Origin of the sequence: Bradyrhizobium macuxiense (assembly GCF_001542415.1) — a bacterium.
GTDB classification, from domain to species: Bacteria; Pseudomonadota; Alphaproteobacteria; order Rhizobiales; family Xanthobacteraceae; genus Bradyrhizobium; species Bradyrhizobium macuxiense.
Map to the genome: position 1 here is coordinate 3,416 of NZ_LNCU01000080.1, position 12,848 is coordinate 16,263.

12 protein-coding genes are annotated in these 12,848 nt (G+C 64.4%); 6 read left to right on the forward strand and 6 right to left on the reverse strand.

What is annotated here, in order from left to right:
* From AS156_RS44790 to AS156_RS22745, 3 genes are all read right to left on the reverse strand, one after another.
* Window positions 1-923: DHA2 family efflux MFS transporter permease subunit (locus AS156_RS44790; RefSeq protein ID WP_245313016.1), on the reverse strand; the 923-nt coding region annotated here is incomplete at its 3' end.
* 287 nt (window positions 924-1,210) lie between these two features.
* Window positions 1,211-2,374 carry an HlyD family secretion protein gene (locus AS156_RS22740; RefSeq protein WP_066508892.1) on the reverse strand — a complete coding sequence of 388 codons (1,164 nt, stop codon included), beginning with the start codon at window positions 2,372-2,374 and terminating at the stop codon, window positions 1,211-1,213.
* Window positions 2,367-2,846: a MarR family winged helix-turn-helix transcriptional regulator gene (locus AS156_RS22745; RefSeq protein WP_066508894.1), complete on the reverse strand. Its 480-nt coding sequence runs from the start codon at window positions 2,844-2,846 to the stop codon at window positions 2,367-2,369. Before AS156_RS22745 ends, AS156_RS22740 begins: the two co-directional genes overlap by 8 nt.
* A gap of 157 nt (window positions 2,847-3,003) precedes the next feature.
* Between AS156_RS22745 and AS156_RS22750 the strand changes: the two genes are divergently transcribed.
* Window positions 3,004-3,489, forward strand: a complete 486-nt coding sequence (locus AS156_RS22750; protein ID WP_066508896.1) for a Fur family transcriptional regulator — start codon at window positions 3,004-3,006, stop codon at window positions 3,487-3,489.
* A 332-nt stretch (window positions 3,490-3,821) separates the two neighbouring features.
* Window positions 3,822-4,697, forward strand: a complete 876-nt coding sequence (locus AS156_RS22755) for a DMT family transporter (protein ID WP_136626391.1) — start codon at window positions 3,822-3,824, stop codon at window positions 4,695-4,697.
* 289 nt (window positions 4,698-4,986) lie between these two features.
* On the opposite strand, the gene AS156_RS22760 is transcribed toward AS156_RS22755, so the two are convergent.
* Window positions 4,987-5,862: a sulfurtransferase gene (locus AS156_RS22760; RefSeq protein WP_066508900.1), complete on the reverse strand. Its 876-nt coding sequence runs from the start codon at window positions 5,860-5,862 to the stop codon at window positions 4,987-4,989.
* 258 nt (window positions 5,863-6,120) lie between these two features.
* Here AS156_RS22760 and ispG point away from each other — a divergent pair, with 258 nt between their 5' ends.
* The 3 genes from ispG to AS156_RS22775 all read left to right on the forward strand — a co-directional run bounded on the left by ispG (window position 6,121) and on the right by AS156_RS22775 (window position 9,988).
* Entirely contained in the window at window positions 6,121-7,410 is a 1,290-nt protein-coding gene (ispG, locus tag AS156_RS22765) for a flavodoxin-dependent (E)-4-hydroxy-3-methylbut-2-enyl-diphosphate synthase (RefSeq protein WP_066508901.1), read from the forward strand.
* A 272-nt stretch (window positions 7,411-7,682) separates the two neighbouring features.
* Window positions 7,683-8,576, forward strand: a complete 894-nt coding sequence (locus AS156_RS22770; protein ID WP_066508903.1) for a TauD/TfdA dioxygenase family protein — start codon at window positions 7,683-7,685, stop codon at window positions 8,574-8,576.
* Between the two features lie 71 nt (window positions 8,577-8,647).
* Window positions 8,648-9,988, forward strand: coding sequence for a Rieske 2Fe-2S domain-containing protein (locus AS156_RS22775; protein ID WP_066508904.1), 1,341 nt, complete (start codon window positions 8,648-8,650; stop codon window positions 9,986-9,988).
* A 132-nt stretch (window positions 9,989-10,120) separates the two neighbouring features.
* Here AS156_RS22775 and AS156_RS22780 read toward each other — a convergent pair whose 3' ends face one another.
* Window positions 10,121-11,728, reverse strand: coding sequence for a Na+/H+ antiporter (locus AS156_RS22780; RefSeq protein ID WP_066508905.1), 1,608 nt, complete (start codon window positions 11,726-11,728; stop codon window positions 10,121-10,123).
* Window positions 11,729-11,894: 166 nt separating this feature from the next.
* A complete protein-coding gene (locus AS156_RS22785; protein ID WP_066508906.1) occupies window positions 11,895-12,269 on the reverse strand; it encodes a nuclear transport factor 2 family protein in 375 nt (124 codons plus the stop codon).
* Between the two features lie 101 nt (window positions 12,270-12,370).
* On the opposite strand from AS156_RS22785, the gene AS156_RS22790 reads away from it, so the two are divergent.
* A complete protein-coding gene (locus tag AS156_RS22790; protein ID WP_066508907.1) occupies window positions 12,371-12,805 on the forward strand; it encodes a GFA family protein in 435 nt (144 codons plus the stop codon).
* The last annotated feature ends 43 nt before the right edge of the window (window positions 12,806-12,848 follow it).

Genomic DNA, 12,848 nt, shown 5'->3' on the forward strand with positions numbered 1-12,848 from the left:
CCCGCCGTGATGATCGGATAGCCGATGACGTTCTGCAAATAGGGCGAGGACAGCGCCATGGTCGAGTAGAGCACGAGGCCCATCACGGTCATGAACACGCAGCCGCCGAGGAAATTCTTGTCCTTGAACAGCGCGAACTGGATGAACGGCCGGTCGGTGGTCAGCGAATGAGCCAGGAAGAAGTAGAAGCCGATGCCCGAGACGATGAACTCGATCATGATCTCGTTGGATTCCAGCCAGCCGAGCTGCTCGCCGCGGTCGAGCGCGAGTTGCAGCGAGCCGATCGCGACCGCCAGTGCCGAGAAGCCGAACCAGTCGAAGCGCAGATTGAGGTCCTGCTTGGTCTCGTCCATGAAGATGGCAAGGCCCAGCACCGTGATCGCGCCGAATGGCAGATTGACGAAGAACACCCAATGCCAGGAATAGGTCTCGGTCAGCCACGCGCCCAATGATGGTCCCATGATCGGGCCCATCATCACGCCCATGCCCCAGATCGACATCGCCTTGGCGCGCTCATGCAGCGCGTATGAATCGAGCATCACCGCCTGCGACAGCGGCACCAGCGCCGCGCCGAACACGCCCTGCAGCAGGCGGAACAGCACCATCTGGTTGATGTCCTGCGCGAGTCCGCACAGCACCGAGGCGATGGTGAAGCCGGCCGAGCAGATGATGAAGATGCGCTTGCGCCCGAAGCGGTTGGCGATCCAGCCCACCGGCGCCGTCATGATCGCGGCGGCGACGATGTAGGAGGTCAGCACCCAGTTGATCTGGTCCTGAGACGCCGACAGCGAGCCCTGCATATAGGGCAGCGCGACGTTGGCGATGGTGGTGTCCAGCGCCTGCATGATCGTCGCCGTCATGGCGCACACCGTCACCATGTTCCGGCGCAGGCCGGGGACGGCTGATGGCAACGGTGCGTTCATTCTAGTTCAGTCCTGTTAGTCCCGAGCGAGGGAGATCATCTCCGCCGCGCACGGGCGGTCGCAATCAGATATCGCGGCTGTCGTCCCCGCGAATGCGGGGACCCAGTATTCCAGAGGCCATGCCGTGAACCGCAAGGCCGCGGCGTACTGGATCCCCCGGTCCCGTCTACGCCAAGGCTTCGACGAGGCCATGAATCCTTGGCGCGCCGAAGCTTCAGCGGAGGCGGCGAGCCGGGCGATGACAGCGGAGCGTGTGAATCGGGCGGCCACATATCGACGTCCCGTCGTCAATCCTGCTGCGCCGACGCCGGCGCGAGGCCGAGCAGGCCGGCCAGCGTGCGGCGGTGGTTGGTGTCGATTGTGGCATAGACACTCATGCCGGCCTTCAGCTTTTTGACGAACGGGTCATCCTTGTCGAAGTAGATGCGCACCGGCACGCGCTGCACCACCTTGACGAAGTTGCCGGTCGCGTTCTGCGGCGGCAGGATCGCGAACTGCGCGCCGGTGCCCGGCGAGAGCGAACCGACCGTGCCCTTGAACACGTGGTTGGGGAAGGCGTCGACGTCGAGCGTCACCGGCTGGCCCACCGCGACATAGGTGAAGTCGCTTTCCTTCGGATTGGCGTCGACCCATGGATTATCGATGTCGATCACGGAAAACACCGGCGAGCCCGCGGCGACGAAGCGGCCGAGCTGGATCTGGTCGACCTGGGTCGCAACGCCGTCCATCGGCGCGCGCAGCACGGTGTGATCGAGGTTGCGCTGCGCGTCGTCGAGCTTGGCCTTGGCCGCGGCGTAAGGCGGGAACTGCTCGATCGGCAAATCGACGTTGCCGAGCAGCTGCGTCTTGGCGTTGGAGATCTGCTGCCTGACATATTGCGCCAGGCTCTCGGCGGTCACCTGCGCGTTCGCGGCGTTGTCGAGGTCGAGCTGCGAGCCGAAATTCTGCTTGGCGAGCGTCGACTTGCGCTCGACGTCGCGCTTCTTCAACTCGATGCTCTGCTCGGCGAATGCGAGCATCTTGGTGTTGATCTTGATGTTGTCGACCAGATTGTCATAGGTGGTCTTGGTCTGGTCGAGCGCCGCCTTGGCCTGGTCAACCGCGAGGCGGAACGGCACCGGATCGATCTCGAACAGCTCGTCGCCTTTCTTGACGTGCTGGCCTTCCTTCACCACGATCTTGTCGATCTTGCCGGAGATCTCCGGCGTGATCAGAACCTTCTGAGCGCCGACATAGGCATCGTCGGTGCCGACATAGCGGCCGCCATTGAGATAGAACACGATGCCGCCGATCACAGCCACGATCGGCAGGACCACGAGCAAGAGCGTGCGGCGATAGCGCCGCAGGCCGCCCATCAGGCCGCCGCGCTGCTTGCCGGAGGTCTGCTCGGACGGCGACGATCCCGGATTGCCCTTCTGCTCGGGCGCCAGTTTGAGGACGGTTTCAGCCATAGCGCTGTTCCTTTCGGGAGGATTCGCTGGCCGGGCTTTGGATGGCATTGCGAACGTTTTCCTTGATCGATTCCAGTTGAGTGAGCAGGCGATGCGCGTCAGCGGGGCTGATGCCCTCGAGCGCGGTCGCGGTGAGTTCGGAGCGGAGGCCGGCGAGCTTGCCGAGCAGGGGGTGCGCGGCCTTCTTCAGATAGAGGCGGTTGACGCGACGGTCGTTCTCGTCGCCGCGGCGCTCGATCCAACCATTGTCGCAGAGCTTGTCGATTAGCCGGGTCAGCGTGATCGGCTGGATGTCCAGCTGCTCGGCGAGCTCGGTCTGCTTCAGGCCCTCGTTGCGCTCCACCTTGGTGAGCACGGCCCATTGCGCGCGGGTGATGCCGTAGCGCGCTGCTTCCTTGTCGGCGTAGACCCGGATCAGCCGGAACACCTCGCCAAGCGTAAAAAGGAAGTTCGTATCCACGGAACCGGGCATGCTCCTGCCTCCATAAGCTTGGGATATAATAAGCTTGCTTATTAATTCTGCATGCGGGGTTAACGGACAGCTGCCCCGCACTGCACACATGGCTTGTGGGCGCAGGCCGCCTGCGCAGGCTTTGGCAACGGGCGCGAAAATGTTACATTTCGGTGAGATGAGCCTCGCCAAGCCCACATTCCCTGCGCCCGATCACGATCACGGCCGCTGCGCCGCTGACGCGATGACCCATGCCGAGCAGGTTTGCGCGCGCCGGGGCCAGAAATTCACGCCGATCCGCCGCCAGGTGCTGCAGGCGCTGCTGTCGAGCCACCGTCCGCTCGGCGCCTATGAGGTGATCGACGAGCTCGCGAAGTCGATGCCGCGGCCGGCGCCGATTACCGTTTACCGCGCACTCGACTTCCTGATGGAGAACGGCCTCGTCCACCGCATCGAGAGCCGCAACGCCTTCCTCGCTTGCGCGCACGACCACGACGAGACCTCGATGGTCGCGTTCCTGATCTGCGACCATTGCGGCTCGGTCGGCGAGATTCCGGCGGCTCCGGTGGCGCAAAGCCTAACCGCGGCCGCGCGGGCCTCGGGCTTCATCCCGAAACTCTCCGTCGTAGAGATCGCCGGCACCTGCGCGCATTGCCGAAAATGATCGAGCGCGACCGAAGTCCTCACCTCCGTGTCGTCCCTGCGAAAGCAGGGACCCATAACCACCGATCTCAATTGTCGCACATGACTGGAATGACGAGTCCCGTTTACAACACAGGCCGCGGCGTATGGGTCCCTGCTTTCGCAGGGACGACGGCGGTCAGGTACATTCAAGGTCGGCTCTGCACGCCGGTCCGAACATAAATCGAGCCTGAACGACAACAACACGGCGGATAAGCCGGCCCGCGAGGAAACGTGTCGACCCAAGCGATCACCACCAACGCCGCAAGGCCTGTCACCGCCGGGCACGGGCTGCCGCCCGGCGCCATCGCGATCATGCTGATGCTGTGCGTGAGCTGGGGCTTCAACCAGCTCGCGGTGAAGCTCGCGCTGCCCGACGTGCCGCCGATGCTGCAGGCGATGATCCGTTCCGCCGGTGCGCTGCCTGTGATGCTGATCGTCGGCTGGGCGCGCGGCGTGAAATTCTTCGAACGTGACGGCACGTTGCTGCCCGGCCTCGTTGCCGGGCTGATGTTCGGCGTCGAGTTCGTGCTGATCTTCACCGGGCTCGTCTTCACCTCGGCCTCGCGCGCGTCGGTCTTTCTCTACACTGCGCCGTTCTTCGTCGCGCTCGGCTCGCACCAGTTCCTCGGCGAGAGGTTGAGCGCAACACAATGGAGCGGGCTGGCGCTGAGCTTTGCCGGCGTCGCGCTCGCGATCGGCGTGCCGCAGCCGAATGTCGACGCCAAGGTGCTGCTCGGCGACCTCCTGGTGGTCGGCGGCGGCGTGCTGTGGGCGGCGACCACGCTGGTCGCGAAGGGCACGAACCTGCGCAGGGCCGCGCCGGAAAAGGCGCTCGGCTATCAGGCTGCGGTGTCGGTCCCGATCCTCGCGCTCGCCGCCTGGATATCGGGCGAGCATCTCACGCACATGCCGAGCGCATTGTCGATCTCGCTGCTTGCCTATCAGGCGATCTGGGTCGTCGGCTGCACCTTCGTGATCTGGTTTGCGATGGTGAAAACCTATTCGGCGAGCAAGCTCTCGGCCTTCACCTTCATCACGCCGCTGTTCGGCGTGGTCGCGGCCTATTTCATCATGCACGACACGCTGACCGCCGTGTTCGGCGTCGCCGCCCTGCTCGTGGTCGCCGGGCTCTATCTCGTCAACAAGCCCGATCCGAAGGTGACGCCGGATCCGAATGTCCCGGCGTGAGACTGTCCCGGCGTTGCGGAAGGACGCGCATACTCAACTCCTTCTCCGTCACGCTGAGGTGCTCGCGAAGCGAGCCTCGAAGGGTGACGGTGCGGGAGTTGCCGTGGCTGGCGTGACATCGTCATTGCGAGCGAAGCGAAGCAATCCATAGTGCAGCATACATGGAGGCATGGATTGCTTCGTCGCTATCGCTCCTCGCAATGACGGGGCGAATAGATTCACAGGCTCTCAGGATGACGGGTTTGATAGTTTGGGCAGGGACGACGTGCGGAGAGAGTCCTGCGCGCAGCTAACCCGTCTCGATCGGTAGCGATGCGTCCTTGGCCCATTCGCCCATCGAGCCGTCATAGAGCGTGAGGTTATCGTAGCCGAGCCGATGCAATTGCAGCAGGTCGACCGTGGCCGAGATGCCGCCGCCGCAATAGGCGATGACGCGCTTGTCTTTCGTGATGCCTTGCGCTGCGAATGCCGCTTCGGCTTCCTTCAGCGGCAGGAACGTCTTGCTCTTGGGATCGACCAGCGTTGCCGCCGGCACGCTGACGCTGCCGGGGATGCGGCCGGGACGGCCGTAGCGGCTCGGCTCCAGGCCTTTGAAGAATTGCGGGCCGAGCGCGTTGACGATCACGGTGTCGCGGTCGGCGGTGGCGGCGAGCACGTCATGCCTGTCGACGAACAGGCCGGCCTTCGGCCGGGCCGTGAAGGTCGCAGGCGGGTAGCCGCCGGCAAGTCCGGTCTCGATGTCGCGGCCCTCGGCGGTCCATTTGTCGATGCCGCCGTCGAGCACGGAGGCACCCGTAAAGCCGAGCGAATGCAGCATCCACCAGAAGCGCGTCGCCCACATCGCAGTCCCGATCGAATAGAGCACCACGCGGCTGTTGGCCGAAATGCCGTGGCGGCCGAGCGCGGCCTGAAGCTGCGCGACCGGCGGCATCATGAAGCGCAGTTCGGTGTGCGGATCGGAGAATTCGGCCTGCAAATCCAGGAAATTCGCTCCGGGGATGTGCCCGGCCTCGAAGGTCTGTCGTCCGGAGACGACGATATAGGGGGCGCTGCTTCCCGCTGGCGCAGGTTCCAGATAGGTCGTGCAGTCGAACAGGCGCAACTCGGGGCGGGTGAGGATGTCGGCGAGTTCCGCCGTGGTGATGAGTTCGTTACCTGTCGCCATAGGTCACCTCCCGACACCGCTTTAAGAGGATGCTAAGGTGCCCGGGATCAGATGAAAAGCCGTCACTTTGCCCTTTGAATCACCCAAGTTCGGGCCAATATAGCTGACCATGCAGACCGCCGCTGCATGGCTTGCTTTCGATCCCGATCGGAGCCATAAGCTGTTGAATTAGCAGCGGAAGTAGATGAATCGCGGGCGTGAATGCGCTCCTGGTCGCCCCCTTGGTGAATGTCACCGAAACCTGATATTCGAGACGCCATGAACAAGCCCGAGATTTTGCCGCAAGACGACGTCGCCGGCCCCGCGCCGCGGCACCAAACCACCCAGGTCATGGTCGGTAACGTCGCCGTCGGCGGCGGTGCGCCGATCGTCGTGCAATCGATGACCAACACCGACACCGCCGATGTCGATGGCACCATCGCCCAAGTCGCAGCGCTTAGCCGCGCCGGCTCCGAGATGGTGCGCATCACTGTCGATCGCGAGGAGGCCGCGGCCGCCGTTCCGCATATCCGCGACGGCTTGCGCAAGCGCGGTATCACCACGCCGCTGATCGGCGATTTCCACTATATCGGTCACAAGCTGCTCGCCGAGCATCCGGCCTGCGCCGAGGCGCTCGACAAGTACCGCATCAATCCCGGCAATGTCGGCTTCAAGAACAAGCGCGATACCCAGTTCGCCGACATCATCGAGATCGCCAACAAGAACAACAAGCCGGTGCGCATCGGCGCCAATTGGGGTTCGCTCGACCAGGAGCTGCTCACCAAGCTGATGGACGAGAACACGGCCTCGCCGAATCCGCGCGATGCGCGCGCGGTGACCCGCGAGGCGATGGTGCAGTCGGCGCTGTTGTCGGCCGCGCGCGCCCAAGAGCTCGGCATGCCGAAGAACAAGATCATCCTGTCGGCGAAGGTGTCGGCGGTGCAAGATCTGATCGCGGTCTATCAGGAAGTCGTGCGCCGCTCGGATTACGCCATCCACCTCGGCCTCACCGAGGCCGGCATGGGCTCGAAGGGCATCGTCGCTTCGTCCGCCGCGCTCGGCATCCTGTTGCAGCAGGGCATCGGCGACACCATCCGCATCTCGCTGACGCCGGAGCCCGGCGGCGATCGCACGCTGGAAGTGCAGGTCGCGCAGGAATTGCTGCAGACCATGGGCTTCCGCACCTTCGTGCCGCTGGTTGCGGCTTGCCCGGGTTGTGGCCGCACCACCTCGACCACGTTCCAGGAGCTGGCGCGCTCGATCCAGGATTTCATCCGTGACGAGATGCCGACCTGGAAGACGAAATATCCCGGCGTCGAGCAGCTCAACGTCGCGGTCATGGGCTGCATCGTCAACGGCCCCGGCGAATCCAAGCATGCCAACATCGGCATCTCGCTGCCCGGCACCGGCGAAGCGCCGGCCGCGCCGGTGTTCGTCGACGGCAAGAAGTTCCGCACCCTGCGCGGCCCGACCATTGCCACCGAGTTCAAGGCGCTGGTGATCGACTATATCGACCAGCGCTACGGCAGCGGCGCCAAGCTGCCGGAGCAAGCCGGCGCCGCGGAGTAGTTTTCACTCCACTCGCGCAACACACTCCGCGTCGTCCCTGCCTAGTGCGCGATTGCGCACGGGAGCAGGGACCCATAACTACCGGCGGCGGTTATGGCACGAGACGTGGGTTACGAGCCTTCGCAAAACCCAGCCCTGTGGTTATGGGTCCCGGATCTGCGCTCCGCTTCGCTGCGCTTGTCCGAGACGACAGATAGGTTGGAGGTGCGGATTGCGCTTCCTTCGACGCGCGTTACCATGCTCCCAATCAAGAACGATTGGGAGCATCGCCCATGAGCTCACTGTCCGGCAAGCAGGGCCCCCGCTATCGCCACGTCACCGGCGAATCCGAGCCTTACGAGACCATCGGCGTCGAGAAACTGACGCCGATCATCGGAGCGGAGATCTCCGGCGTCGATCTCGGCAAGCTCGTCTCCGACGATGCGCGCTCCAACCGCCAGATGGACGAGATCCATCGCGCGCTCGCCGAAAACCTCGTCATCTTCTTCCGCGACCAGCAGATCACCCCGCAGCAGCATCTCGCCTTCGGTCGCAAGTTCGGCGACCTGCATGTGCACCCCGCAGCACCCAACGAGGGCGATCCGGCGCTGATGAAGATCTACGCCGACAAGGATTCCCCGCGCGCCAATGGCGAGGGCTGGCACACCGACGTGTCCTGCGACCTCGAGCCGCCGATGGGCTCGATCCTCTACATCAAGAAGTGCCCGCCGCGCGGCGGCGACACGCTGTTTGCCAACATGTATGCGGCCTATGAGGCGCTGTCGGACCGCATGAGGGCCTATCTCGACGGGCTGACCGCGCTGCATGACGGCGAGCAGACCTATCGCGGGCTCTATGCCAACTACGGCGTCGCCGACAAGCAGGCCTATCCGCGCGCCGAGCACCCGATCGCACGCACCCATCCGGTGACGGGGAAGAAGGCGCTCTACGTCAATCGCGGCTTCACCCGATTCATCGTCGGCATCCCGCGCGACGAAAGCGACGCGATCCTGGCTTATCTCTACCAGCACGCCGAGAACCCGCTGTTCCAGTGCCGCTTCCGCTGGACCGAGAACGCAATTGCCTTCTGGGACAATCGCTGCACCCAGCACCGCGCGATGTGGGACTACTGGCCGCACACCCGCTCGGGCACGCGGGTGACCGTGAAGGGAGAACGGCCGGTCTGAGGGATTGCGTAGCCGCGCATCCTGCGAATGAAACTACGAACCAAAACAAAAACGAATCCGGGAGATCGCTCATGCTTCGGGCCGAAGACAACAAATTCCTCACCGAGTCCGGTGTGGGAACGGGGATGGGCGAGCTGCTGCGCCGATTCTGGATGCCCGTGCTCCTCTCGGAGGAATTGCCCGAGCCGGATAGCGACCCGAAGAAGATCACGGTGCTCGGCGAGGAGCTGCTTGCCTTCCGCGACTCCCGCGGTGTGGTCGGCGTCATCGATCAATATTGCCCGCATCGCGGCGCCAATCTCTGGCTCGGCCGCAACGAGGAATGCGGCATCCGCTGCGTCTATCACGGCTGGAAGTTCGACACCGACGGCCGCTGCGTCGATATGCCGACCTCGTATCCGGATCTCAACGCCAAGGACCTGATCCGCATCAAGTCCTATCCGGTCCGCGAATGGGGCGACATGATCTGGGCCTATATGGGCCCCGCCGACCAGGTGCCGGAGCTGCCCGCGCTGGAGATGGCGCTGCTGCCGGCCTCGCACCGCTTCGTCAGCAAGAAGTGGCAGGACTGCAACTGGGTGCAGGCGATGGAAGGCTCGATCGACACCGCGCATTTCACCTTCGCGCATCTCTCCTTCGAGAAGGAGGAGAACGAGATCCTCGACATCAAGAAGCACTTCGTGAACCCGCTGACGCGGGTTGCGACCGACCACATGCGCTGGATCGCCGAGGATCCGCGCCCGGTGATCAAGATCAATCCGCATGATGCCGGCCTCACGGTCGCGGGCGGGCGGCTCACCGGGTCCGACAATATCTACTGGCGCATCGCCCAGTTCCTGATGCCGATCCATTCCTACGCGCCGAGCTCAATGCCGGGTGAGAACATCTTCGGCCAGACCTTCGTGCCGGTGACTGACACCAATTGCTGGATCTACACCTATGCCTGGAATCCGCACCGGCCGCTGACCGAGGCGGAGCGCGATGGTTACGCCAACGGCAATGGCGTGATGGCTGTTGTCGACGAGAACTATGTGCCGCTGCGCAACAAGGGAAACGACTATCTGATCGACCGCAAGCTGCAGCGGACCAAGAGCTACACCGGCATCAAGGGCGTCTCCGAGCAGGACGCCGCGGTGCAGGACAGCCAGGGCCCGATCGCCGATCGTACTCGCGAGCATCTCGGGCCGACCGACCTCGGCATCATGCACTTTCGCAAGCTGGTGATGGATGCCGCCCGCGCATTGCAGAAGGGCGAGGCGCCGCCGCACGTCAAGCACCAGGATCGCTACACCGTGCGCTCCGGCGCCTGCGTCACCAGCAAGACCAAGGATCTCACCGCCGTCATGATCGAGCGCTTCGGCGATCCCGCGGGCTTCGTCGGCAGTCCCGGGCAGAACGCGGCGGCGGAATAAGCACCACTGTCGTCCCTGCGAAAGCAGGGACCCATAACCACCCATGCTGGTGATGAGAGACGTTGGGGCCGCAGCGAACCACAACAACAGGCGGTGGTTATGGGTCCGGGTCAAGCCCGGGACGACATCGAGCTACAGCGGAATCCGCCGATACTCGCGGTTGGCGAGGCTCGCCTCCTCGAGATCGAGGTCGCGCTCGATGCGGCGGCGGGTTTCGTCGGTGATCTTGCCGTCGCGCAGCAGCGTATGGATGAACTTGCGTTCGGACGCGATCAGCTCGCGCGTCAGCTCGGTGCCGGTCGCGGAGGCGTCATGCTTGTCGGGATCGAGAGAGTCCGGCAACTGATTGATGCGGATCTCGTGCCGCGAGCGCAACAGCTTCACCACCTCGTCGGACAATTCGCGGTCGTCGGTGATGGCGTCGAGCGACTTCAGCGCGGCCGCCAGCGCATCGCGCCGCGCCGCGATCTCCTGTTCATGCTCGGCGATATGCTCGCTGCGGCCGTCCTTGGCGAGGCCGAGCCAGCGCACCACCGGCGGCAATCCGAGACCGAGGCCGACCAGCGTCACGAAGATCACGCCGAAGGCCACGAACAGGATCAGGTCGCGATAGGGAAACGGATCGCCGTTCGGGAGCGCCAGGGGGATCGCCAAAGCCGCGGCGAGCGATACCGCGCCGCGCACGCCGGTGAAGGCGACCACGAACACCGCCCGCCAGGACGGCAGCGGGTCCCGCTCGCGCACGCGCCGGCTGATCCAGCGCGGCAGATAGGTGCCGGGAAACACCCAGAGGAAGCGCGCGACGATAACGATGACGGCGACCAGCGCGGTGGCGGCGAGGATGTCGTGCAGCGGAAACGCCTTTGATCTCTCGAACAGCGAACGCATCTGGAAGCCGGTCAGCAAGAACAGCAGGCCCTCGATCACGTAGATGATCAGGTCCCAGAAGAAGATGCCCTGCAGGCGCGTTGCGGCCGAGATCAAAAGCGGCCCGTTCCAGCTCATGTAAAGCCCGCAGGCGACGGTCGCGATCACGCCGGAACCGCCGATATGCTCGGGGATCCAGTAGGCGACGTAGGGCGTGATCAGCGACAGCGTGATCTCGACCTGGGGATCGCGGGCCCGGCGGCGTGCGCGCAGGCTGAGCCAGCCCACGGCCGCGCCGAACAGCACCTCGCCGGCGACGATGACGAAGAAGGTGCCGGTCGCCTTGGGCAGCGAGAACAGTCCGGTCGAGATCGCCGCCACCGCGAAGCGATAGAGGATCAGCGCGGTGGCGTCATTGGCGAGGCCTTCACCCTCGAGCACGACCATGATGCGGCGCGGCATGCCGAGCTTGCGCGCGATCGCAAGCGGAGCGACCACGTCCGGCGGCGCGACGATGGCGCCGAGCAGGAAGCCGACGCTCCAGGGCAGGCCGATCAGATAGTGCGTCGCGGCCGCGACCATGAAAGCCGTGAAGATCACGCAGCCGACCGACAGCAGGATGATCGGGCGCAGATTGGCCTTGAACTCGCGCCAGCTCATCGCGACGCTCGCCGAATAGATCAGCGGCGGCAGCACGACCAGCAGTACCAGCTCGGGCGGCAGTTCCAGCGACGGCATGCCCGGCACGAAGGCGAGCACGACGCCGACCAGCAGCAGCAGGATCGCCGGGGCAATATTGACCCGGCGCGCCAGCAGAGCGGTTCCCGCCAGCAGACCCAGCAGGGTGAGAAAGATCTGAAACTTGGCTTCCATAATGGGCTCAATTCGCCCGGAAACCAGCGCCAGTCAATGCGGATCGATCAGTGTCGGACCGCCCGGTCCCGTCACAAAGCCGTCGTACGGCACCCGNNNCCCGCCGAAGCAGGGGATGCCGTGCGGCGATGCGGGCGATCGGCGGCGGCACGTCCGCCGCCGGCGATCAATCCCGGAGGTCGTAACGATAGGATTTCGAGACGATCTGCCAGCCATCCGCAAGCTTCATCGCCACCAGATAGTCGGTGAAGAAGCGCGGCGGCAGCTGGCAGCGGACCTTGATGAAGGCGGTCTTGTCGTCGGAGCGATCGATGGTGACGATGAAGTCCTCGCGCGGCTTGCCTTCCGCCTTGGCTGACGGCCGCTTGCGGACGCGCTCGAGCCAGTCCGGCACGGTCAAGACCTGCAGTTCGCCCTTCTCGACCCAGCGGAGGTCGGCGGACGGATGGAAAATCGTGCCGAGCTTGTCGGCGCTGCCTTCGTAAAGTCCGTCGAAATAGGTCTGCACGACAGCTTCGACGCTCGATCGATCTTGGCTCATGGGTTAGTCCTCCCGGCAGGAACTTGCGCCGACGGGATCTAGCCATGAACCGCCGAATTGCACCATCGCCGCCTGCAAAAATCCGCGTGAAGGAGTGAGCCATGACCGAACCTGCACGGCCAAGCACGCGCATACTTGCCGGGGAATGCTTCTGCCGAGCGGTGCGTTATGAGGTCGCAGACGCGTTCGACTATGCGCTGAATTGCCATTGCTCGAATTGCCGGCGTACCACGGGATCGGCGTTCAAACCGTTCGCCGGGATCGCACGCGAGCGGCTCACCGTCGTCGACGGCGCCGATCGCCTCATGATCTATGGCGATGCCATGACCCATGACGCGCATTGCCGCGGTTGCGGCTCGCTGCTCTATTCCGTCGTCCGCGAGGGCGCCTTCGTCCATGTCACGATGGGAACGCTGCGTGATACGCCGGCGATCCGGCCGACCGCACACATCTTCGTCGCCTCCAAAGCGCCTTGGTACGACATACTGGACGACCTGCCGCAATATCGGGAGCATGTCACGGCCGACGGGGAATAAGCTCGTGTCGGCCCCAGTCCTGGCTTCGAGGCGACGCAGGCGG

Excerpts from the sequence above, each read along its gene's own strand:
- AS156_RS22780 (WP_066508905.1), bottom strand. The coding sequence starts at position 11,728 with ATGGAAGCCAAGTTTCAGATCTTTCTCACCCTGCTGGGTCTGCTGGCG.
- AS156_RS22755 (WP_136626391.1), top strand. The coding sequence starts at position 3,822 with ATGCTGATGCTGTGCGTGAGCTGGGGCTTCAACCAGCTCGCGGTGAAG.
- AS156_RS22740 (WP_066508892.1), bottom strand. The coding sequence starts at position 2,374 with ATGGCTGAAACCGTCCTCAAACTGGCGCCCGAGCAGAAGGGCAATCCG.
- AS156_RS22770 (WP_066508903.1), top strand. The coding sequence starts at position 7,683 with ATGAGCTCACTGTCCGGCAAGCAGGGCCCCCGCTATCGCCACGTCACC.
- AS156_RS22785 (WP_066508906.1), bottom strand. The coding sequence starts at position 12,269 with ATGAGCCAAGATCGATCGAGCGTCGAAGCTGTCGTGCAGACCTATTTC.
- AS156_RS22790 (WP_066508907.1), top strand. The coding sequence starts at position 12,371 with ATGACCGAACCTGCACGGCCAAGCACGCGCATACTTGCCGGGGAATGC.
- AS156_RS22775 (WP_066508904.1), top strand. The coding sequence starts at position 8,648 with ATGCTTCGGGCCGAAGACAACAAATTCCTCACCGAGTCCGGTGTGGGA.
- AS156_RS22750 (WP_066508896.1), top strand. The coding sequence starts at position 3,004 with ATGAGCCTCGCCAAGCCCACATTCCCTGCGCCCGATCACGATCACGGC.
- ispG (WP_066508901.1), top strand. The coding sequence starts at position 6,121 with ATGAACAAGCCCGAGATTTTGCCGCAAGACGACGTCGCCGGCCCCGCG.
- AS156_RS22760 (WP_066508900.1), bottom strand. The coding sequence starts at position 5,862 with ATGGCGACAGGTAACGAACTCATCACCACGGCGGAACTCGCCGACATC.
- AS156_RS22745 (WP_066508894.1), bottom strand. The coding sequence starts at position 2,846 with ATGCCCGGTTCCGTGGATACGAACTTCCTTTTTACGCTTGGCGAGGTG.